The 21,915-nt window shown below is 73.9% G+C and carries 18 protein-coding genes; 13 read left to right on the top strand and 5 right to left on the bottom strand.

Translation table 11 applies throughout. From position 1 onward, the window contains the following. Positions 1 to 331 precede the first annotated feature (331 nt). The gene (locus AMK16_RS23640) at positions 332 to 1,483 is read left to right on the top strand and encodes a DNA-3-methyladenine glycosylase family protein (RefSeq protein WP_242438871.1); all 1,152 of its coding nucleotides are present in this window, start codon (positions 332 to 334) and stop codon (positions 1,481 to 1,483) included. Here the strand turns inward: AMK16_RS23640 and AMK16_RS23635 are convergent, their stop codons facing one another. From AMK16_RS23635 to AMK16_RS23625, 3 genes are read right to left on the bottom strand one after another with little or no spacing between them, the layout of a single operon-like run. After that, a complete protein-coding gene (locus tag AMK16_RS23635; RefSeq protein ID WP_073919002.1) occupies positions 1,484 to 2,803 on the bottom strand; it encodes a coenzyme F420-0:L-glutamate ligase in 1,320 nt (439 codons plus the stop codon). Next, positions 2,800 to 3,759 carry a 2-phospho-L-lactate transferase gene (cofD, locus tag AMK16_RS23630; RefSeq protein ID WP_073919001.1) on the bottom strand — a complete coding sequence of 320 codons (960 nt, stop codon included), beginning with the start codon at positions 3,757 to 3,759 and terminating at the stop codon, positions 2,800 to 2,802. The genes AMK16_RS23635 and cofD overlap by 4 nt, the downstream gene beginning before the upstream one ends. 31 nt (positions 3,760 to 3,790) lie before the next feature. Next, a complete protein-coding gene (locus tag AMK16_RS23625; RefSeq protein WP_073918999.1) occupies positions 3,791 to 4,309 on the bottom strand; it encodes a cysteine dioxygenase in 519 nt (172 codons plus the stop codon). Positions 4,310 to 4,937: 628 nt separating this feature from the next. Between AMK16_RS23625 and AMK16_RS23615 the strand changes: the two genes are divergently transcribed. The 3 genes from AMK16_RS23615 (at position 4,938) to AMK16_RS23605 (ending at position 10,586) form a co-directional block, all read left to right on the top strand. Next, complete coding sequence (locus AMK16_RS23615; RefSeq protein ID WP_003983763.1) at positions 4,938 to 5,201, top strand: WhiB family transcriptional regulator; 264 nt, start codon at positions 4,938 to 4,940, stop codon at positions 5,199 to 5,201. 265 nt (positions 5,202 to 5,466) lie between these two features. Next, positions 5,467 to 9,099 (top strand): glycosyltransferase family 2 protein, encoded by a 3,633-nt coding sequence (locus AMK16_RS23610; RefSeq protein ID WP_073918995.1) that lies wholly within the window; start codon positions 5,467 to 5,469, stop codon positions 9,097 to 9,099. Then, positions 9,096 to 10,586, top strand: a complete 1,491-nt coding sequence (locus AMK16_RS23605; protein WP_073918993.1) for a DUF5719 family protein — start codon at positions 9,096 to 9,098, stop codon at positions 10,584 to 10,586. The genes AMK16_RS23610 and AMK16_RS23605 overlap by 4 nt, the downstream gene beginning before the upstream one ends. 203 nt (positions 10,587 to 10,789) lie before the next feature. On the opposite strand, the gene AMK16_RS23600 is transcribed toward AMK16_RS23605, so the two are convergent. Continuing rightward, complete coding sequence (locus AMK16_RS23600) at positions 10,790 to 11,269, bottom strand: metallopeptidase family protein (protein ID WP_073918991.1); 480 nt, start codon at positions 11,267 to 11,269, stop codon at positions 10,790 to 10,792. A 145-nt stretch (positions 11,270 to 11,414) separates the two neighbouring features. On the opposite strand from AMK16_RS23600, the gene AMK16_RS23595 reads away from it, so the two are divergent. From AMK16_RS23595 to AMK16_RS23560, 8 genes are all read left to right on the top strand, one after another. Beyond that, complete coding sequence (locus AMK16_RS23595) at positions 11,415 to 11,789, top strand: DUF3499 domain-containing protein (RefSeq protein WP_073918989.1); 375 nt, start codon at positions 11,415 to 11,417, stop codon at positions 11,787 to 11,789. 81 nt (positions 11,790 to 11,870) lie between these two features. After that, positions 11,871 to 13,241, top strand: a complete 1,371-nt coding sequence (locus tag AMK16_RS23590) for a phosphomannomutase/phosphoglucomutase (protein WP_073918987.1) — start codon at positions 11,871 to 11,873, stop codon at positions 13,239 to 13,241. 238 nt (positions 13,242 to 13,479) lie between these two features. Then, complete coding sequence (locus AMK16_RS23585; RefSeq protein ID WP_073918985.1) at positions 13,480 to 13,665, top strand: Trm112 family protein; 186 nt, start codon at positions 13,480 to 13,482, stop codon at positions 13,663 to 13,665. A 59-nt stretch (positions 13,666 to 13,724) separates the two neighbouring features. Beyond that, on the top strand, positions 13,725 to 14,858 hold the full coding sequence (locus AMK16_RS23580) for an SIS domain-containing protein (RefSeq protein WP_073918983.1): 1,134 nt from the start codon (positions 13,725 to 13,727) through the stop codon (positions 14,856 to 14,858). A gap of 39 nt (positions 14,859 to 14,897) precedes the next feature. Continuing rightward, positions 14,898 to 16,055 carry a mannose-6-phosphate isomerase, class I gene (manA, locus tag AMK16_RS23575; protein WP_073918981.1) on the top strand — a complete coding sequence of 386 codons (1,158 nt, stop codon included), beginning with the start codon at positions 14,898 to 14,900 and terminating at the stop codon, positions 16,053 to 16,055. Between the two features lie 71 nt (positions 16,056 to 16,126). Next, positions 16,127 to 17,092 (top strand): cation diffusion facilitator family transporter, encoded by a 966-nt coding sequence (locus AMK16_RS23570; RefSeq protein ID WP_073918979.1) that lies wholly within the window; start codon positions 16,127 to 16,129, stop codon positions 17,090 to 17,092. Positions 17,093 to 17,381: 289 nt separating this feature from the next. After that, complete coding sequence (gene ahcY, locus AMK16_RS23565; protein ID WP_073918978.1) at positions 17,382 to 18,818, top strand: adenosylhomocysteinase; 1,437 nt, start codon at positions 17,382 to 17,384, stop codon at positions 18,816 to 18,818. 108 nt (positions 18,819 to 18,926) lie between these two features. Further along, positions 18,927 to 19,544 (top strand): hypothetical protein, encoded by a 618-nt coding sequence (locus AMK16_RS23560; protein ID WP_073918976.1) that lies wholly within the window; start codon positions 18,927 to 18,929, stop codon positions 19,542 to 19,544. Positions 19,545 to 19,554: 10 nt separating this feature from the next. On the opposite strand, the gene AMK16_RS23555 is transcribed toward AMK16_RS23560, so the two are convergent. Beyond that, positions 19,555 to 20,505 (bottom strand): RDD family protein, encoded by a 951-nt coding sequence (locus AMK16_RS23555; protein WP_073918974.1) that lies wholly within the window; start codon positions 20,503 to 20,505, stop codon positions 19,555 to 19,557. 111 nt (positions 20,506 to 20,616) lie between these two features. Between AMK16_RS23555 and AMK16_RS23550 the strand changes: the two genes are divergently transcribed. Beyond that, complete coding sequence (locus tag AMK16_RS23550) at positions 20,617 to 21,624, top strand: stage II sporulation protein M (RefSeq protein ID WP_073918972.1); 1,008 nt, start codon at positions 20,617 to 20,619, stop codon at positions 21,622 to 21,624. Positions 21,625 to 21,915 lie beyond the last annotated feature (291 nt).

Below are 21,915 nucleotides of genomic sequence, written 5' to 3'. Positions count from 1 at the left end.
GCTCGGTGGGTCGCCGTCCCTGTACGGCGCTCCGCGCCTGCGCCTCAAGCGCCGGCGGGGCTGGGTGGGTGGCTGGGCCCGACGCCTGTCTTCCGTCTCACCCGGCGGGCGCCCCTGTACGGCGCTCCGCGTCCGAGCTCCGAGCGCCGGCGGAGCTGGTGGTGCGGACCGGGCCGGGGCATTTCCAGCCTCGCCGGCGTTTGAGGCGCGGGGTACGGGGCGGAGCCCCGGGTCTTGAGCCTCGCGGGCGTTCAGACGCGGGGCCGGGCGGAGCCCGGGGAACGGGGAAGGGCGGGGTGGGGCACGGCTCCCGCAGGGCTACGCTCAAGGGATGGCCGGCCGCTTCGACCCCCGCACCCCCACCGCAGCCCGCGGCGGCCGCGTAGCCGTGCCCACCGGCACCCGCACCCCCGCCGCCCGGCCCGCCGACGCCCGGCCCGTGGCCGATCCCCGGCCCGCCGACGCCCGGCCCGTGGCCGATCCCCGGCCCGCCGACGCCCGGCCCGTGGCCAGCGCCCGGCCCGTCGCCGATCCCCGGCCCGCGGCCAGCGCCCGGCCCGCCGCCAAGGGGCGCCACTGGGCCCCGGGGGCGCCCGTCGACCTCGGTCTCGTGCTCGGTCCGCTGCGCCGCGGCCCCGGCGACCCCACCTTCCGCACGACGCCCGACGGCTCGGTCTGGCGCGCCACCCGCACCCCGCAGGGCCCCGCCACCCTCCGGGTCTCCCGCGCCGGGACCGAGGTCGCCGCCGAAGCCTGGGGCCCCGGCGCCGACTGGATCCTCGACCAGCTGCCCGCGCTCCTCGGCGCCGGCGACGACCCCGCCGTCTTCGTCCCCCGCCACCGCCTCGTGCACGCCAGCCACCGCCGCCGCCCCGGCCTGCGCCTCACCCGGACCGGCCTGGTGCTGGAATCGCTGATCCCCACCGTCCTGGAGCAGAAGGTCACCGCGGACGAGGCCTACCGCGCCTGGCGCCGCCTCGTCCGCCAGTACGGCGAGCCCGCCCCCGGCCCCCACGTCGCAGGCCGCCACGGCCTCGGCCTCCACGTCATGCCCACCGCCCACACCTGGGCCATGATCCCCTCCTGGGACTGGCACCGGGCCGGGGTCGACGCCAAGCGCTCCGCCACCATCATCCGGGCCGCCCGTCTGGCGAACCGCATGGAGGAGGCCGCCGCCATGGAGCTCCCGCAGGCCGCCGCCCGGCTGGAGGCCGTCCCCGGCATCGGTCCCTGGACCTCCGCCGAGACCCTCCAGCGCACCAACGGCGACCCCGACGCCGTCACCACCGGGGACCTGCACCTCCCCGGCATCATCGGCTACGCCCTCGCCGGCGACCGCGACGCCGACGACGCGGTCATGCTGGAGCTGCTCGCCCCGTACGCGGGCCAGCGCCACCGCGCCGCCCGGCTGATCCTGCTCGCCGGACACACCCCGCCGCGCCGCGCGCCCCGGATGTACCGCAACGACATCGGCCTCATCTGATCAGCGGACCTCGATGAACGCCTCCGGCGCCCGCACCGCCCGCTCCGCCGGCGCCACCGCCGGGTGGCCCACCGCGACGGCCCCCATCGGGTCCCAGTCCCCGGGCAGGCCCAGCACCTCGCGCACCACGTCCCGGCAGAACATCGTCGAGGACACCCACGCCGAGCCCAGCCGTTCCCCGGCCAGCGCCACCAGGAAGTTCTGCACGCCCGCGCCCATGGCGACCACGAACATCTCCCGCTCGGCCGCGTCCCGCCGGGCGTGCCCGTAGTGGTGCGCCCCGTCCGTCACCAGGCATGGCACGACCAGGTACGGGGCGGCCCGCAGGACGTCCCCGCGCCGCACCCGCTTCGCGATGGACTCATCCGACCTGCCGTCCGCCCGCAGGTCGGCGACCCACGCGTCCCGCATGGCGTCCAGCAGCTCCGCCCGGGCCCCGGCGGACTCCAGCAGGACGAACCGCCACGGCGTCGTGTGGTGCGGCGCAGGAGCCGTCACGGCCGCCGCCACCGCCCGCCGCACCGCGCCCGGGTCCACCGGCTCCGCCGTGAAGGCCCGTACGGTGCGCCGCTGCGTCACCGCCTCGCGCACCGCTTCCGAGGTGCCCAGCCGGAACATGTCGTCGGCCGCGGTACGCACCAGGTCCCGCGCCGAGGAGCCCTCGCCCAGGACGTGGGCCAGGCCGCGCACGACGGCCACCGGCAGCCCGGCGGCCTTGCCCTTGACGAGGTCGCCGGCCGCGGCCAGTTCGTCGGCTGTCGCCACGACCGTCGCGCTCAGCGGGTTGCCGTGCGCGTCCGTGCCGCCGCGCAGGTCGTCCAGGACCCGCACCCCGGCCGATCCGATCGCCACGTCCGTCAGACCGGTGCGCCAGGGCCGTCCGAAGGTGTCGGTCACCACCACGCCCACGTCGACGCACAGCATGTCGCGCACCCCCGCCCGGATCGCGGCGGCCGAGCCGTCCGGGTCCTCGGGCAGCAGCAGCACGGTGCCGGGGGCGGTGTTGGAGGCGTCCACCCCGGCGGCCGCCATCACCAGCCCCTGCCGGTTCTCCACGATCCGCAGGGGGCCGCGGCGCGCGACCACCCGTACGGTCTCCGCGTCGATGGCGTCCTCCCGCGAGTCCGCGCGGGCGATGCGCCCCTCCGCCTTGGAGACGATCTTCGAGGTGACCAGCAGGACGTCCCCGTCGCGCAGGTCGGGCGCGGCCACCGTGATCAGCTTGGCCAGGTCGTCACCGGGCCTGACCTCCGGGATCCCCTCGACGGCCCGCACCTCGTACGAGGGACTGTGCCCCCGAGCGGAGCGCACGCCGGTCACCGGGCGGCCTGCGCCAGCTCCAGTGCGGCGCGGGCCATCTCCGCGGTCGCCGCCAGGTCGGTCATCAGCAGCGGTACGGCGCGGCAGGAGATGCCGGCGGCCTCCACCTCGGCGACGGCGTCCGCGTCGGCGGTGTCCACCAGCCAGCCGTCGAGCAGCCCGGCCCCGTAGTGGCGGGCCACCGCCGCGGCCGTGGCCTCCACGCCGATCGCGGCCAGCACCTTGTCGGCCATCCCGCGCACGGGGGCGCCCCCGACGATGGGGGAGAGGCCCACGACCGGCGCCCCGGCGGCTGCCACGGCCTCCCGGATGCCCGGCACGGCGAGGATCGTCCCCACCGAGACCACCGGGTTCGACGGCGGGAAGAGGATCACGTCGGCGGCCGCGATGGCCTCCAGTACGCCGGGCGCGGGCTTGGCCTGTTCGGCCCCGACGGGGACGACGGCCTCCGCGTCCACCGCGGCGCGCAGCCGGACCCAGTACTCCTGGAAGTGGACGACGCGCCGCTCCCCGGTACCGGCCTCGGTGATCGCGACATGGGTCTCCACCCGGTCGTCGGACATGGGCAGCAGCCGTACGCCCGGCTGCCAGCGGTCGCACAGGGCCTCGGTGACGGCGCTCAGCGGGTAGCCCGCGCCGAGCATCTGCGTACGGACGATGTGCGTGGCGAAATCGCGGTCGCCCAGGCCGAACCAGGTGGGTCCGACCCCGTAGGCCGCGAGCTCCTCCTTGACGGTGAAGGACTCATCGGTCCGCCCCCAGCCCTGGTCCTCGTTGATGCCACCGCCGAGGGTGTACATCACCGTGTCCAGATCGGGGCAGACCTTGAGCCCGAACAGGTGAATGTCGTCACCGGTGTTGCCGATGACCGTGATGTCCGCGTCGGGCACTGCCGACTTGAGTCCGGACAGGAACCGGGCGCCGCCTATACCGCCGGCCAGAACAACGATGCGCATGCACGAAGTCTGTCAGGCCCGCCGGCCGGGGTCAGGCCGGCACCGTCTGCGACCTGGCCGGGGAGCAGTTGTGCACCGGCATCTCGGTCAGGCCGGGGAAGTAGACGTGCAGGCTGACCGCTCCCTCCAGGGTGTCGTTGACGACCTCGTGGGCGTAGCCGGGGGCGAAGACGCGCTGGGAGCCGGCGCCGAGGGTGAGCGTCCCGCGGGAGTGGTGCTCGGTGAGCTCGCCCTCCAGGACGGTCAGGACGCCGCAGGACTCGCCGTGGCCGTGGGGGCCGCTGCCCTGGCCGGGGACCCAGCTGAGCAGCCAGACCTCGTAGCCGGGCCCGGTGCGCAGCCGGTGGTACCAGCGGGTGGTGGCGTCGTAGCGGACCAGGTGCTCCCAGGAGGCGCGGTCCTCGGCGACGGAGCGGGCGAGGCCGGCAAACTCGGCGACGGTGGCCGGGTGTTCGCGGGCGGGCTGGAGGAGGTGCTGGACGGCGAGGATGTCACCGGCGATCTGGAGGTCGCTCTCGGTGGGCGCGGGGGCCGCGGCGGTGCTGTTCATCGTGGGGTTACCTCGACGGATGTCAGTGGTGCGGGCGGTTGCTGTGGGGGGCTGGCCGGAGCTCGGGGAGTTGGGGCTCCGGAGGCATCAACAGCAGCAACAGCAACAGCGGACCTGGGCAGCGCACAGGAACCCACGAATGGGTGTCCGGGTGGCGGCTGCGGGCGCTGACATGCGAACAAGGAGAACGGGTCGGCGGCCGGACTGTCAACCCAATGTCTGGTTTGGAGTAAAAGTTTCACCTCATCCGGTTACTCCACGCGGAGAAAGGTTTGTGCAGTGCCGGCCAGGGGATGTGGCGCTGTACCGCGCTTCAAACGGAATCCGCCATCTCGTGATCGGACTGTGATCTGCGCCGCTTCTTTGGCCGGATCGCAACCCCACGTACGAGTGACTCGTGATTTACGGGGAAGGCGGGCATCGGACCACGCCAGTGGCATGTGTCACGATTTTTGGCGATATGAACACTTTCTGCATAGGCTTGGTTCCGCAGAGTGAATAAGAGGCCCAATAGCAGACCTCGGCTTGACTGCGCCGGAGCCACGCACTTGTAATTTCACTCGTGTCGTTACGTAGCGATCGGTAACGGCAACACCACGGGGACGCACAGACAGAGCGAGGGGCGCACATGACCGAGCTGTTTCAGGAACTGCTGGTCGAGGAGGCGGACGAGGAGCTCGGATGGCAGGAGCGCGCACTGTGCGCCCAGACCGACCCCGAGTCCTTCTTTCCCGAGAAGGGCGGCTCCACCCGCGAGGCGAAGAAGGTCTGCCTCGCCTGCGAAGTCCGCTCCGAATGCCTTGAATACGCCCTCGCCAACGACGAGCGGTTCGGCATCTGGGGCGGCCTGTCCGAGCGCGAGCGCCGTCGGCTGAAAAAGGCGGCGGTCTGACACCGCCGGGGCACTCCCCGCCGGGCACCTGCCGCACGCTCCACCGCACGCCGTACCGCACACCACACCGCACATCCGCCTGCATATCGCACGGCACGACGAACGCCGCGGCCCCGCAGCCGCCGAGCACCGCCAACGGTCCGCCTCCTGCACCTTCCCCGCAGGAGGCGGACCGTCGCTTTTCCAGCCGTTAGGGTGGGGCGCTGTCCAGCAGCCTCCGAGGGCACACCACCCCCGGACCCCCGGCCGGAGGGCCCGTACCGCGATGTCCCTGCACAGCCAGTCGGCGGCCGCCCACCAGGCCCCCGCCACACCCCAGTTCCCCCGGCACGTCGTCACCGCGGTCCTCGTCGCCCACGACGGCGCCCGCTGGCTGCCCCGGACGCTCGCCGGCCTCCTCGGTCAGGAACGCCCCGCGCAGAACCACGTCGCCGCCGACACCGGCAGCTCCGACGACTCCGCGCGGCTGCTCACCGAGGCCTTCGGCGACGACCGCGTGCTGCACCTCGCCCGGCGCACCGGATTCGGCACCGCCGTCGCGGAAGCCGCCCGCACCGCAGGCACCCCGACCCCCGAGGACCTCCCGTACCTCAAGCGCCCCAGCGGATGGGACCCCGTCAGCCGCACCTGGCGCGACGACACCTACGACCTCCCCGAGCTCCCCCACGGCGAGCCCGTCCAGTGGCTCTGGCTCCTGCACGACGACAGCGCGCCCGAACCCGACGCCCTCACCGAACTGCTCCGCGTCGCCGAGGAGAATCCCGAAGCCGCCGTCATCGGCCCCAAGCTGCGCGGCTGGTACGACAAGAAGCAACTCCTCGAAGCCGGCGTCACCATCGCCCGCAGCGGCCGCCGCTGGACCGGACTGGACCGCCGCGAACAGGACCAGGGCCAGCACGACCAGGTCCGCCCCGTGCTGTCCGTCTCCACCGCCGGCATGCTGGTGCGCCGCGACGTCTACGACGCCCTCGGCGGCTTCGACCGCCGACTGCCCCTGATGCGCGACGACGTCGACCTGTGCTGGCGGGCCCAGAGCGCCGGCCACACCGTCCTCGTCGCCCCCGACGCCGTCCTGCGGCACGCCGAGGCCGCCGCCCGCGAACGCCGCACCGTCGACTGCGCCGGCCGCGCCACGGCCGGCCCCCACCGCGTCGACAAGGCCGGCGCCGTCTACACGATCCTCGCCAACAGCTCCGCCCGCGCCCTGCCCTACGTCCTGCTGCGCGTCCTGCTCGGCACCGTGCTGCGCACCCTCGCCTACCTCATCGGCAAGGCCCCCGGCCAGGCCGTCGACGAGTTCACCGGCCTCCTGGCCACCCTGCTGCGCCCGGGCCGCGTGCTCGCCGCCCGCAAGGCCCGCCGCCGGCCCGTCGTCCCCGCCGCGGAACTGCGCCCGCTCTTCCCCCCGCCCGGCGCCTCCCTGCGGGCCAACGCCGAACAGCTCGCCGGCTACTTCACCGGCGACCGCGAGCACGAGGCCGCCCCCGCCGGGCGGCACGGCGGGGGCAGCATCCTCTCCGCGCCCGGCGAGGACGACTACCTGGAGACCGAGCGGTTCGCCCGCCTCAAGCGGGTCGCCCGCAACCCCGCGCCCTTCCTCTTCGGGCTCCTCCTGCTCGTCTCCGCCCTCGCCTGCCGCGCCCTCATCGGCGGCGGCTCCCTGATGGGCGGCGCCCTGCTCCCCGCCCCCGACAGCGGCCCCGACCTGTGGCGCGCCTACACCGAGGGCTGGCAGGCCGTCTCCACCGGATCCACCGCCGACGCACCCCCCTACCTGGCCGTCCTCGGCGCTTTCGCCACCCTCCTCTTCGGCTCCAGCCAGGCCGCCCTGACCCTGCTCCTGGTCGGGTCCGTCCCGCTCGCCGGACTCACCGCCTACTTCGCCTCCCGGCCGCTCGTCGAATCCCGGCTGCTGCGCGCCTGGGCGGCCACCGCCTACGCCTTCCTGCCCGCCGTCACCGGAGCCCTCGCCGGCGGCCGCCTCGGCACCGCCGTCCTGGCCGTCCTGCTCCCGCTGACCGCCCGCTCCGCCGTCACCGCCTTCGCCCTCGGCGACGGCGAGGGGAGCGCCGAGAAGCGGGGCGGCCGGCGCGCTGTGTGGACGTACACCCTCCTGCTGACCCTGGCCACCGCCTTCACCCCCGTGCTCTGGCCGCTCGCCGCGCTCCTCGGGACCGCCGCACTGGTCCTGCGCCGCGACCGCTGGAAGACGTACGGCCCGCGCCTGCTCGCCACCCTCGCCGTCCCGGTCCTGGTGCTCGCCCCCTGGTCGCTGGGCCTGCTCACGCACCCCGGCCGCTTCCTGCACGAGGCCGGACTGCCCTACGGAGCCGGCTCCGCGGGCGCCCTGGACCTGCTCGGCACCAGCCCCGGCGGCCCCGGCACCCCCGGCGGGCTGCTGCTCCTCGGCATCGTCCTCGCCGCGCTGGCCGCCCTGCTGCGCAGCGACCGGCAGTTCGCCGTCCGCGTCGCCTGGGCCACCGCCCTCGCCGCACTGCTCCTGGCCGTCCTGCTCAACCGCAGCGCCTGGGCCGGCCCCGCCACCCTCGTCTACGGGCTCGCCCTGCTGGCCGCCGCCGCACTCGGCGCCGACGGCGCCAAGGAGCGGGTCGCGGCCCGCAGTTTCGGCTGGCGCCAGCCGCTCGCCGCGCTCATCGCGCTCGCCGCCGCCGCCGGGCCGCTGCTCGCCGCGGCCGGCTGGCTCCTCGCCGGCGCCGACGGCCCGCTCCAGCGCCGCGACCCGGTGCAGGTGCCCGCCTTCGTCGCCGACGCGGGCGGGGACGACAACCAGACCCGCACCCTGATCCTGGACCTCGACCCGCCCGCCACCGTCTCCTACAGCCTCGTCCGCGGCGCCGGCGGCCGCCTGGGCGACGCCGAGATCGCCGCCCGCAGCGGCAGCGACCCGCGCCTCGACAAGGTCGTGTCCAATCTCGTCGCCGGATCCGGGGCGGACCAGTCCAGCCAGCTCAGCGCCTACGCCATCCGCTTCGTCATGTTCCGCCCCGGCGGACCGGAGGAGATCCGCCGCGTCCTCGACGCCACCCCCGGCCTCAGCCGGCGCCACCAGCAGGACGGCACCGCGCTGTGGGGCGTCGAACCCTGGCTGCCCCGTGCCGTCATCGTCTCCGGCAAGCAGGGCGAGGCCCCGATCCCCGTCGCCGCCGGGCCCGTCGAGGCGCACGGCAAGATCCCGGCCGGGGAGGCGGGCCGGGTGCTGCGCATCGCCGACCGCGCCGACTCCGGCTGGCAGGCCACCCTCGACGGCAAACCGCTCAAGGCGAAGACCCTCGACGGCTGGGCGCAGGGCTTCGAACTGCCCGCCGCCGCCGGCCGCCTCGACCTCGTCCACGAAGACTCCCTCATGCGGACCGTGTGGCACTGGGCGCAGGGCTTCCTCGCCCTGGTGCTCCTGGTGATGGCCCTGCCCGGCCGCCGGGAACGGCTCGACGACGACCTCCCCGAGGAGGAGGCCGCCGTCCCGGCCCAGCCCGGCCCGGGCGAGGCCGGCGAGGGCCGCCGCGCCCGCAGGCTGCGCGCGGAGGCCGAGGCCGAGTCCGCCGCCCCGGTGGAGGCGGCGATCGCCGCCGACCCGTACGCACAGATCCCGGCGCAGCCGGTGTACGGGGAGGACTCGTACGCCTACCAGTCCTACGCCGACCAGGGTGGCTACGCCTACGAGCCGCAGCAGCCGCAGCCGCAGCCGCAGCCGCAGCAGCCGCAGCCGTACACGGCGGACCCGGCGCCCGGGTACGAGCCGTACGCGTACCCGCAGCACCAGCAGCAGCCGGCCCAGGACCCCGACCCCCGGCAATACCCCCACCCGTACGAGCCGTACGAGCCCTACGACCCCCACACGCAGCACGATCCGCGTCCGGACGGGAGCCCCCAGCAGTGAAGCAGCGCGCACCCCTGACGCTGGCGGCCGTGGCCGCGGCCCTGGCCGCCCTCACCGGCGTCGCCTCCCTGACCGCCCCGGCCGCCGCAGGAGGGGCGGGCGGCGGCGAGGCGGCGGCCGCGACGCGGATGCCCGTGGAGCGGTCCCTGCTGGTGTGCCCCGCGCCCAGCTCCTCGGACATCGCGGACACCACGTACACGGCCTTCACCCCCCGCGCGGCCGGCTCCGCCGAGGGCAAGGGTTCGGCCCGCCTGCTCGGCGCCACCAAGGACGCCAAGCCGGTGCTGGAGCCCAAGGAGACGGGCAAGCCCTTCGGGGCCACCGCCTCCGGCGCCGACGCGCCCGCGCTCACGGGCAGCGCCGACGGGACCCTCGCCCCCGGCTGGACGGCCCAGCTGACCACCCAGGTGTCCGTCGGCCGGGCGCGCGGCCTCCTGGGCGCCGGCTGCACGGCCCCGGGCACCGACTTCTGGTTCCCCGCGGTGAGCACGGCCAAGGGCCGCGAGGACTACGTCCACCTCACCAACCCGGACGACGCCGCGGCCGTCGTCGACATCAAGCTCTTCGGCCCGGACGGGGTGGCCAAGCCCGAAGCGGGCACCGGCGAGAACATCCGGATCGACCCCAAGTCCAGCAAGTCCGTCCTGCTCTCCTCGCTGATCCCGGGGAGCCAGCTCGCGGACGCCACCGCCCACGTGACGACGCGGGCGGGCCGGGTGGGCGCGTCGGTGCAGGTCGCCGAGGAGGGGGTGGGCGCCGACTGGTTGTCGGCGGCCACGGATCCCGCGGGCTCGGTGGTCATGCCGGGCATCCCGGCCGACGCCGCCTCCGTGCGGCTGGTGGCCTTCGTGCCCGGCGAGGAGGACGCGGACCTCAGGATCCGGCTGGCCGCGCCGGGCGGTTCCATCACCCCCGCGGGCAGTGAACAGCTGCACGTCAAGGCCGGTATGACCGCGAGCATGGACCTGAAGGACGTGACCCGGGGCGAGGCGGGCTCGCTCGTGCTGACCCCGGCGGACCCGAAGAAGGCGGCGCCGGTGGTCGCGGCGGTACGGGTGGTGCGCGGCAGCGGCGCGAAGCAGGAGCTCGCCTTCGTCCAGGCCGCCGGGCCGGTCGGCGCGCGCGCCACCGTGGCCGACGACCGGACCGACGAGAACGCGACGGTCCTCGCGCTGACGGTGCCGGGGGACAAGGACGCCAAGGTCAGGGTGACGGCGTCGCCGGGCACCGGCGGCGGGGACGCGGCCTCCCAGGAGGTGACCGTCAAGGCGGGCACCACCCAGGTGGTGGCCGTGGCCCCGGCGGGCGGCAAGGGCTCCTACGCCCTCACCGTCGAGACCCTCTCGGGCGGCCCGGTGCACGCGGCCCGCACCCTGTCCCTCCCGCACGAGGGCATCGCGATGTTCACCGTCCAGACCCTGTCGGACGACCACTCGACGGTCTCGGTCCCGAAGGCCGCCCAGGACCTCTCGGTCCTGACCCGCTGACCCGCTGCCCCGCTGACCCGCCGATCCCCGGCCCAGGCCCGCCGCCCGGCCCACGGCCGGCTGATCCACAGCCGCCCGGCACCACGGCCCGGCCCGGCCCGGCCCGGCCGGCCCACGGCCCTTGGGGCGGCGTCCGGCCGCCTTCGGGCCGTGTCCCCCCCCGCCGGCGCCCGCCGGCCGGGGGCAGGGGCCCGGTCCGGTCCTCAGTCCTGCCCGTAGCGCGGGTCCACCGTCTCCGGGGAGAGGCCCAGCAGCTCCGCCACCTGCTCCACCACGATCTCGTGGACCAGCAGAGCCTTCTCGTCCCGCGTCTTTGTACGGATGTCCACCGGCCGCCGGAAGACCACGATCCGGGCCGGCCGGCCCTCCCGGGCCTCCGAGACCGCACCCAGCGGCACCGCCTCGTCGTTCCAGCCGCCTTCCGCGCCGCCCGGCGGCCCCGGCACGTCACCGACCAGGAACTCCACCTCGGCCAGCTGCGGCCAGCGACGCTCCAGGCGCTCCACGGAGTCCCGTACGAGATCTCCGAACAGCTCCGCCCGGCTCGCCGACAGCGGCACCTGCGGAGGTGCCACCGGACCGCGCATCCCGCGCCCGTGCCGGTCCCGGCGGCGCGTGCGCGGCGGAGCCGGGGCCCCGGCGGGGGGCTCGGCGGGACAGGGCGGCAGCGGGCTGTCGGTCACTCCCGCAGGGTAGCCGCAGGGCCCGTAGGAGACGCATCGTGCGGCCCGCGCCGCCCGGCACGGACCCGCCCGGGCCACGACACGGGGGAGTGAGCGGCGGGACAGTCGTCGCGGCCCGGTCAAGAGTGCGGTACCGTCCAACGTCGTGAGCCTTGTACGTCGTTGTTCGCGCACCGCGTGCGGCCGCCCTGCCGTCGCGACGCTGACGTACGTCTACGCCGATTCGACCGCAGTCCTCGGCCCGCTCGCCACCTACGCCGAACCCCACTGCTACGACCTGTGCGCCGAGCACTCCGAGCGCCTGACCGCCCCGCGCGGCTGGGACGTCGTCCGCCTGTCCGACGGCTCCGCGCCGTCGCGCCCCAGCGGCGACGACCTCGAAGCGCTCGCCAACGCCGTGCGCGAGGCGGCCCGGCCGCCCGAGCGCGCGGCCGAGGCGGGAGGATCCGGTCAAGGCGGCCCCGTCACCGGCGAGACCCGCCGCGGACACCTGCGCGTCTTGCGGTCCCCCGACTCCTGACGTCCTGTTCGTCTGAAAAGCCCCGCTCGGGGCAGGGTAGGTTGGCCGCCGAACCGCACAGGACCTTCAGGAGGGCAGGCAGTGGCCGCAGATCTTTCGAACATCGTCAAGGCGTACGACGTGCGTGGCGTCGTACCGGACGAGTGGGACGAGCACCTGGCCGAGCTGTTCGGCGCCGCGTTCGTCGAGGTCACCGGTGCCCCGGCGATCGTGATCGGCCACGACATGCGCCCCTCCTCCCCGGGCCTGTCCGCCGCCTTCGCCCGCGGCGCCGCCGCCCGCGGAGTGGACGTCACCCTCATCGGGCTGTGCTCCACCGACCAGCTCTACTACGCCTCCGGCTCCATGAACCTGCCCGGCGCGATGTTCACCGCCTCGCACAACCCGGCCCGCTACAACGGCATCAAGCTCTGCCGGGCCGGCGCCGCACCCGTGGGCCAGGACACCGGGCTCTCGCAGATCCGCGAGCTGGTCGAGAAGTGGTCCGACGACGGCGCCCCGGCCCCGGCCGCCGGCACCGCCCCCGGCACCATCACCGAGCAGGACTCCCTCCACGGCTACGCCGCGCACCTCAAGGGCCTCGTCGACCTCACCGGCATCCGCCCGCTCAAGGTCGTCGTCGACGCGGGCAACGGCATGGGCGGCCACACCGTCCCCACCGTCTTCGAGGGCCTGCCACTGGACCTCGTACCGATGTACTTCGAACTGGACGGGACCTTCCCCAACCACGAGGCCAACCCCCTCGACCCGAAGAACATCGTCGACCTCCAGGCGCGAGTCCTGTCCGAGGGCGCCGACCTCGGCATCGCCTTCGACGGCGACGCCGACCGGTGCTTCATCGTCGACGAGCGCGGCCAGGGAGTCTCCCCCTCCGCCATCACCGCCCTGGTCGCGGCCCGCGAACTGGCCCGCAACGGCGGCACCGGAACCGTGATCCACAACCTGATCACCTCCTGGTCCGTCCCCGAGGTCGTCCGCGAGAACGGCGGCACCCCCGTCCGCACCCGCGTCGGCCACTCCTTCATCAAGGAGGAGATGGCCAAGACCGGCGCCATCTTCGGCGGCGAGCACTCGGCGCACTACTACTTCAAGGACTTCTGGAACGCGGACACCGGCATGCTCGCCGCGCTCCACGTCCTCGCCGCCCTCGGCGGCCAGGACGGCCCGCTGTCCGGCCTCGTCTCCTCCTACGACCGCTACGCCGGCTCGGGCGAGATCAACTCGACCGTCGCCGACCAGGCCGGCCGCCTGGCCGCCGTCAAGGAGACCTACGGCGCCCGCGACGGCGTCACGGTGGACGAGCTGGACGGCCTGACCGTCACCGCCGAGGACTGGTGGTTCAACGTCCGCGCCTCCAACACCGAGCCGCTGCTGCGCCTCAACGTCGAGGCCAGCGACGCCGAGACCCTCGCCGAAGTCCGCGACGAGGTCCTCGCGCTCATCCGCGCCTGACGAACGCCCGCGGGGCCGGAGCAGCCGGGCAACGGCCGGTCCGGCCCCGCCGGCGTCCGGCGCGCCGGTACGGGCCGCAGCCGCAGGCCCGCCGGAGCCGCCGTCCAGGGCCGCGGACCCGGCCGCGGCGCCGCACCCGCACGACGGGACGGGGAACAGGACACCACCGGGCCGCACCGCAGGTGACTCGGCGGTACGCTGACCACGCCCAATCCGCATGTTCGAAGGGAAGCGCCCCATGCCGCTCGAAGCCGGTCTCCTGGAGATCCTCGCCTGCCCCGCCTGCCACTCGCCCCTCCAGGACGAATCGGCCGCCGAGACGGACCCCGAGCTGATCTGCACCGGCCAGGACTGCGGCCTCGCGTACCCGGTCCGCGACGGCATCCCGGTCCTCCTCGTGGACGAAGCCCGCCGCCCCGCCTGAACCGCACCGCACCGCGAGACGCGCAGACTGGTTCCGTCACCCAACAGCCGGAGGCCGCCATGCTCGACGAGTCGCTCCTCGACGCGCCGGAGGACCTCGCGCGCGCCGACCGCAGGGGGCTGCTCCGCGGCGCCGCCGAGGCCGGGGCCAGGGTGCGCACCGCCGCCCGGCACGCCACCGAGGCGGGCATCGCGGACCTGCGCCCCGACGGCAGGCCCCGCGCCGTCCTGATCGCCGGACCGGGCACCGCCGCCACCGGCGTCGCCGACCTGCTGGGCGCCCTCGCCGGCGCCAGCGCCCCGGTCATCCGGCTCGACCCCACCGGCGTCGCCCACGCCGCCGGCGCACTGCGCTGGGCGCTGCCCGGCTGGGCCGGCCCCGTCGACCTGCTGCTCATCGCCACCACCGACGGCACCGAGCCCGGCCTCGCCGTCCTCGCCGAGCAGGCCTACCGGCGCGGCTGCACCGTCGTCGCCGTCGCCCCCGAGCGCTCACCGCTGAGCGAGGCCGTGGACGGCGCGCACGGGCTCCTCGTACCGATGGCCAAGGCTCCGTACCAGGAGTACGACGAGTCCGCCGCCGCCGGACCCGGCGCCCTGTGGGCCCTGCTGACTCCGCTGCTGGTGCTCCTCGACCGGGTCGGCCTGGTCAGTGCCGCGCCCGACACCCTCCAGCTCGTCGCCGACCGGCTCGACCGCACCGCCGAACGGTGCGGACCCGCCATCGCCACCTACTCCAACCCGGCCAAGACCCTGGCCGCCGAGCTGGCCGACTCCCTCCCGCTCATCTGGAGCGAGGGCGCCGGAGCCGGCCCCGCCGCCCGCCGCTTCGCCGCCACCCTCGCCGAGCTCGCCGGCCGCCCCGCCCTGTCCGCGGCGCTGCCCGAGGCCCTGCCCGCCCACGGCGTCCTGCTCGCCGGCTCCTTCGCCGCCGGCGGCGATCCCGAAGACTTCTTCCGCGACCGGGTCGAGGAACCCCAGGCCCTCCGCGCCCGCGTCGTCCTGCTGCGCGACCGGCCCGCGGGCGGTCTCACCGCCGCCCCCGCCGCGCGCGAGCTCGCCCTCAGCCACGACACGGCCATCAGCGAGCTCGAACCGGAGGAGGGCGTGGAGCTCGAACAACTCGCCGAACTCCTCGCCGTCACGGATTTCGCCACCGCCTACCTGGCGCTGGCCTCCGGCGGACACGGCTGAGGTACGCACCCGTACCCAGCCCTATCCAGGAAGACGACGATGGACCGCCTCACGAACACGATCCGCCCCTACGCCTGGGGATCCACCACCGCCATCCCCACGCTCCTCGGCGTCGAACCCACCGGGGAGCCCCAGGCAGAGATGTGGATGGGAGCCCACCCGGGCGCCCCCTCCCGCCTCGACCGGGGCGCCGGCGAGACGGCCCTGTCGGACGCCATCGCCGCCGATCCCGAGGGCGAGCTCGGCGCCGCCACCGTCGCCCGCTTCGGTCCCCGGCTGCCCTTCCTCCTCAAGCTCCTCGCCGCCGGCGCCCCGCTCTCCCTCCAGGTCCACCCCGACCTCGCCCAGGCCAGGGCCGGCTACGAGGAGGAGGAGCGCCGCGGAATACCCGTCGACGCGGCCCACCGCAACTACAAGGACCCCAACCACAAGCCCGAGCTGCTCTGCGCGCTCACCCCCTTCGACGGACTGTGCGGCTTCCGCCACCCGTGGCGGGCCGCCGAACTGCTCGAAGGACTGGGCGTCGACTCCCTCAAGCCGTACGCGGACCTGCTGCGGGCCCGCCCCGGGGACGCGGCGCTGCGCGAAGTGCTCACCGCCGTACTGACCGCGGACCGCGAGGAGATGGCGCGCACCGTCACCGAGACCGCGGCCGCCGCCGAGCGCCTGGGCGGCCCGTACGCCCCGTACGCCTCGCTGGTCCACGACTACCCGGGCGACCCGGGCGTCATCGCCGCCATGCTGCTCAACCACTTCCGACTGCGGCCCGGCGAGGCGCTGTTCCTCGGCGCGGGCGTCCCGCACGCCTACATCCAGGGCCTCGGCGTCGAGTTGCTCGCCAATTCCGACAACGTCCTGCGCGCCGGGCTCACCCCCAAGCACGTGGACGTGCCGGAACTGCTGAAGATCGTGAAGTTCGAGTCCGGCGACCCGCACGTGCTCCGCCCCGAGGGAGACGTCGAGGAGGTCTACGAGGCCCCCATCGACGAGTTCCGGCTCTCCCGCTTCCTCCTGGCCCCCGGCGGGACCTCCCGCGTGCTGCCGCAGGACACCCCGCAGATCCTGCTCTGCACGGCCGGATCCCCGCGCGTCGGCGAACTGACCCTCGCCCCCGGCGGGTCCGTCTTCGTACCGGCGGGCGAAAAGGCCGAACTGTCCGGAAGCGGCACTGTCTTCCGTGCCACCGTGGTCGTCTGACACGGCGTCTTCGGGGTAGCTGCAACAATGTGCGGCCGGTAGACAGTGGCTAGGAAGGACACCCTGCATCCATGAGCGCGTCGGGCGGTACCAAGGCGATCGTGGCGGCACTCGCCGCCAATCTCGCCATCGCTGCAGCCAAATTCGTGGCGTTCCTCTTCAGCGGCTCCTCCTCGATGCTCGCGGAAAGCGTCCACTCGCTGGCCGACTCGGGGAACCAGGGGCTGCTCCTCCTCGGCGGCAAGAAGGCCCAGCGCGAGGCGACCCCGCAGCACCCCTTCGGGTACGGGCGCGAGCGCTACATCTACGCCTTCCTCGTCTCCATCGTGCTCTTCACCGTCGGTGGCATGTTCGCCATCTACGAGGGCTACGAGAAGATCCACGAGCCCCACGCGATCACGCACTGGTACTGGCCCGTCGGCGTCCTCGTCTTCGCGATCCTCGCGGAGTCCTACTCCTTCCGCACCGCGATCAAGGAGTCGAACGAGACCCGCGGCAACCTGACCTGGCGCCAGTTCGTCAAGCGCGCCAAGGCCCCCGAGCTGCCGGTCGTCCTCCTGGAGGACTTCGGCGCGCTCATCGGCCTCGTCCTGGCCCTCGCCGGCGTCGGCCTCGCGCTGGGCACCGGGAACGGCGTCTGGGACGGCATCGGCACCCTGTGCATCGGCATCCTGCTGATCGTCATCGCGCTCATCCTGGCCGCGGAGACCAAGTCCCTCCTGCTCGGCGAGGCCGCCGGCACCGAAGAGGTGGAGAAGATCAAGGCCGCCGTCGTCGACGGCCACACCGTCACCGGCGTGATCCACATGCGCACCCTGCACCTCGGCCCGGAGGAGCTGCTGGTCGCCGCCAAGATCGCGGTGCAGCACGACGACAGCGCCGCCCAGGTGGCAAATGCCATCAACGCCGCGGAGACACGCATCCGCGAGGCCGTCCCGATCGCCCGGGTGATCTACCTGGAGCCGGACATCTACAAGCCCGAGGCCGCCGCCGCGGGCCCCGACCCGGCCAAGGTCCCCGGTGGCACCGGCCACTGAGGACCACTGACAACCACCGAGGACACGGACGGCACGGCCGGGACCACGCATTTCCCGGCGGACGATCCGCCGAAATCGCGACCGGCTCTTGCGTTGACTGGGGCACGCCGCGCCGATCGGTGTAGATTCGACATCAGTGTCAGGCGTCGCTGCTGATGGCGGTCGGGCGGTCCTCGCGACCGGCCGGGGGGAGAGAGGGCCCCGCGACGGACTGTGCTCGGTGCCCCGTCTCCCGGACGGCGCACGGCCCAGCCGTACCCACCCTCTCGACCCATGAGGAGCAGCACCCATGGATTACAAGGTCGCAGACCTTTCCCTCGCCGCCTTCGGCCGCAAGGAGATCACGCTCGCCGAGCACGAGATGCCGGGCCTGATGTCGATCCGCGCCGAGTACGCCGAGGCCCAGCCCCTCGCCGGCGCCCGCATCACCGGCTCCCTCCACATGACCGTGCAGACGGCCGTGCTCATCGAGACCCTCGTCGCCCTCGGCGCCGACGTCCGCTGGGCGTCCTGCAACATCTTCTCCACCCAGGACCACGCGGCCGCCGCCATCGCGGTCGGCCCGAACGGCACCCCGGAGAACCCGCAGGGCGTGCCCGTCTTCGCCTGGAAGGGCGAGACGCTGGAGGAGTACTGGTGGTGCACGGAACAGGCGCTGACCTGGCCGAACACCCCCACCGGCGGCCCGAACATGATCCTCGACGACGGTGGCGACGCCACCCTCCTCGTCCACAAGGGCGTCGAGTTCGAGAAGGCCGGCGCCGCCCCGGACCCGTCCACCGCGGACTCCGAGGAATACGCGCACATCCTCACCCTCCTGAACCGCACCCTGGGTGAGTCCCCGCAGAAGTGGACGCAGCTGGCGTCCGAGATCCGCGGCGTGACGGAGGAGACCACCACCGGTGTCCACCGCCTCTACGAGATGATGTCCGAGGGCTCGCTCCTCTTCCCGGCGATCAATGTGAACGACGCCGTGACGAAGTCGAAGTTCGACAACAAGTACGGCTGCCGCCACTCGCTGATCGACGGCATCAACCGGGCCACCGATGTCCTGATCGGCGGCAAGGTCGCGGTCGTCTTCGGTTACGGGGACGTGGGCAAGGGCTGCGCGGAGTCGCTGCGCGGTCAGGGTGCCCGGGTGATCGTCACGGAGATCGACCCGATCTGCGCGCTGCAGGCGGCGATGGACGGCTACCAGGTCGCGACGCTGGACGACGTGGTGGAGACGGCGGACATCTTCATCACCACGACGGGCAACAAGGACATCATCATGGCCTCGGACATGGCCAGGATGAAGCACCAGGCGATCGTGGGCAACATCGGCCACTTCGACAACGAGATCGACATGGCCGGTCTGGCCAAGGTCGAGGGCATCGTCAAGGACGAGGTCAAGCCGCAGGTCCACACCTGGAAGTTCCCCGACGGCAAGGTGTTGATCGTGCTCTCCGAGGGCCGTCTGCTGAACCTGGGCAATGCGACCGGGCACCCGTCCTTCGTGATGTCGAATTCCTTCGCGGACCAGACGCTGGCCCAGATCGAGCTCTTCACCAAGCCCGAGGAGTACCCGACCGACGTCTACGTGCTGCCCAAGCACCTGGACGAGAAGGTCGCCCGCCTCCACCTCGACGCCCTCGGCGTCAAGCTCACCACCCTGCGCCCCGAGCAGGCCGCCTACATCGGCGTGGACGTGGACGGCCCGTACAAGCCGGACCACTACCGCTACTGATCCCCGGCCGCTGATCCCCACGGATCCGCAAGCGCCTCAGGCAGGCCCCCGGCACCCCGCCGGGGGCCTGCCCCGTACCGAGACCCTCCTCGTAGAAACGTGCCCGCCATGCCACGCGGCCGCTACTCGCTCCACGACCCGCACGACCACACGCCCCTCGGGGAGGAGCACTTCCACTGCGCCCCCGGCCCCTCCGGCTGGCGCTACGTCGCGCAGCGGACGGCCCCGAACGGCGACCACCGGGGCTCGGTCGACCTCGCCGTCGACGAACTCGGCCGCCCCATCCGCCTCGAAGTGAACGCCTCCGGCTGGCAGGTCCGCGGCGCCGCGATCCACGGCGTCACCTGGGTCCGGACCGACCCCACGGGCGCCGAGGCCACGGAGGGCAACGTCCACGCCCCCGGCTTCACCGGCACCTCACCGGCCTTCCTCGTCGCCACGGCCCGCCTGCTGCGCCTGACCCCCGGCGCCCCGGCCACCCGCGTCCGGCTCCTCTCCCTGACCGACCCGGTACTGGCCCCCCGTACCGTCGACCAGGCCTGGGCCCTGCTGGCGCGCCAGGAACACCCCACGGACAGCGGCCCGCTCCTGGTGGACGAGTACCAGGTCAGCGCCCTCGACACGGGCGAGGTCCACACCGTCCACATCGCAGGCGACGTGGTCCTCGCCGCGCCGGGTATCGAACTCGAACACCTGGAGACCCCGCCCTCCACGTTCGAGGAGTAGCGGCGGACCCTCAGGCAGGCGGCGCGAACCCGCCCGCACGCGGGGGCGCGGCGGGCATCGGCGCGACGGGCATCGGCGCGGCAGGCGCGGGTGCGGATGCGGCGGGGGCCGGCGGGGGCGCCGGGGCGAAAGGCGCCACGGGAGCCGCGGGAGCCGCAGCCGCTCCGGGAGCCGCAGCCGCCACGGGCCCCCCAGGCGCCACGTGCGCGGGCGCGGCCGCAAACGCCCGGGCCGCCTCCCGCGACTGCCGCTCGTGCACCACCGCCATCAGGAACGCCGCGGCCGGCACCCCCACCGGCGGCGGCGCCCCCGTCCGCGCCACGAGATCGTCCGCGAGCCGCGCCGCCAGCGCGGCACCCACCTGCGGGTCGAGCTGGTCCATCCGCGTCAGGTACTGGCGTACCGCCAGCCACAGCCCGTCCGGCACGGCCGACAGGTCCAGCCCCGAGAACCGTCCGGCCAGCCACGGAGGCGGCGGGGGCACCGGCATCACCCGAGCTCCCGGCACCCGCTCGCGTATCACCAGGGTCCCGGCGAAGACGTCCCCGAGCCGCCGCCCGCGCACCGACACCAGCGAGGCGATGCACGCCACGGCCCCGAAGGTCATCAGCAGCTCCACCACTCCCATGGAGCCGCGCACCAGCGCGTGCCGGAACCGGATCGGTCCGCCGTCGTCCCGCACCACCCGCAGCCCGCAGGCGAGCTTGCCCAGCGAGCGCCCGTGCGTGAGCGTCTCCACCGCGATCGGCACGCCGACCAGCAGCAGCACGAAGCTCGCCACCTGGACGGCCGCCTGCGCCGCGTCGTCGAGCGAGGCGGTAGCGAGGGTCAGCCCGATCGACAGGATCAGGTACCCGGCGAGGTAGACGCCCAGGTCCAGGACGATCGCCAGTGCCCGGCTCGGCAGCCTCGCCGGCCGCAATCCCAGGACGACCGCGTCCCCCGTCACCAGATCGCTCACCGCAGCACCTTTCACGTGACCTGGCCCGCCCCTTCGGCATCCAGTCTGCCAAGCTGACCACACGAGGAACAGGCAATAGCAGGGGCACTGGGTCAGGGGAGCGGCAACCGGATGGATCTCGACGTCTTCGTGACGGCACACCGCGCCGAATGGGACCGGCTGGAGCAGCTGCTGGGCCGCGGTCGCAAGCTCACCGGTGCCGAGGCGGACGAACTCGTCGCCCTCTACCAGCGCACCTCCACCCATCTGTCCCTCGTGCAGTCCAGCGCCCCCGACCCCGTGCTCACCGGCCGACTGACCCAGCTGGTGGCCCGGGCCCGCGCCATGGTGACGGGCACCCGCCGGGCCGGCTGGCGGGACGCTGCCCTCTTCTTCACCGCCGGCTTCCCGGCGGCGGTCTACCGCAGCCGTCGCTGGTGGATACCGACGGCGCTCCTCTCCACGGCTCTCGGCGTGCTCATCGGCTGGTGGATAGCCACGCACCCCGAGGTCCAGGGCGCCATCGCGGCGCCGGAGGAACTGAAGGCGCTCACGCAGCCGGGCGGCGAGTACGAGACGTACTACTCCAGCCACCCGGCGAGCTCCTTCGCCGCCCAGGTCTGGACGAACAACGCCCAGGCCGCGGCGATCTGCCTGGTCCTGGGGGCGTTCCTGGGGATCCCGGTCCTGTGGATCCTGTTCACGAACATGGTCAACGTCGGTGTCGGGATCGGCCTGATGGCCTCCGCCGGCCGTCTCGACGTCTTCCTCGGCCTGATCCTCCCGCACGGCCTGCTCGAACTGACGGCGGTCTTCGTCGCCGCCGGCACCGGCCTGCGCCTGGGCTGGACGGTCATCGACCCGGGCCCCCGCACCCGCCGGACCGCCCTCGCCGAACAGGGCCGCGCCGCTCTGGGCATGGCCGTCGGGCTCGCGGTCGTCCTTTTCGTCTCGGGCCTGATCGAAGGCTTCGTCACCCCGTCGGGACTCCCCACCTGGGCCCGCATCACCATCGGCGTCGCCGCCGAGGCCGCCTTCCTGCTCTACGTCTTCGTCCTGGGCGGCAGGGCCTCCCGCGCGGGCGAGACCGGGGATGTCGAAGCCGCCGACCGCTCGGCGACCCTCCCCACCGCTGCTTGATGTGCGTGGCGGCTGCCTGATGTGCGCGGCGGCCGACCGAGCTGCTAGTCTCCTCGTCTGTCCCGCGAAGGCCGTTGACACGGAGCGAGCGGGGAGGTAGATTCGAACGGTTGCCTCGAACTGGACAAGTTCGGCAGCGATGGTTTAAGGTCTTTCTCGCCCCCACAGTGGAATTGAATTCCCGAGGGGCACAATCGACTCACCATTCGAGGATCCCAAGCCGGAGAAATCCGGTGGAAATCTTCTGATAGAGTCGGACTCGCCGGAAAGGGAAAGCGCGAAAGCGAAGAA

Origin of the sequence: Streptomyces sp. CB00455 (assembly GCF_001905445.1) — a bacterium.
Lineage (GTDB): Bacteria > Actinomycetota > Actinomycetes > Streptomycetales > Streptomycetaceae > Streptomyces.
This window is presented reverse-complemented; position numbering and strand designations above follow the sequence as displayed.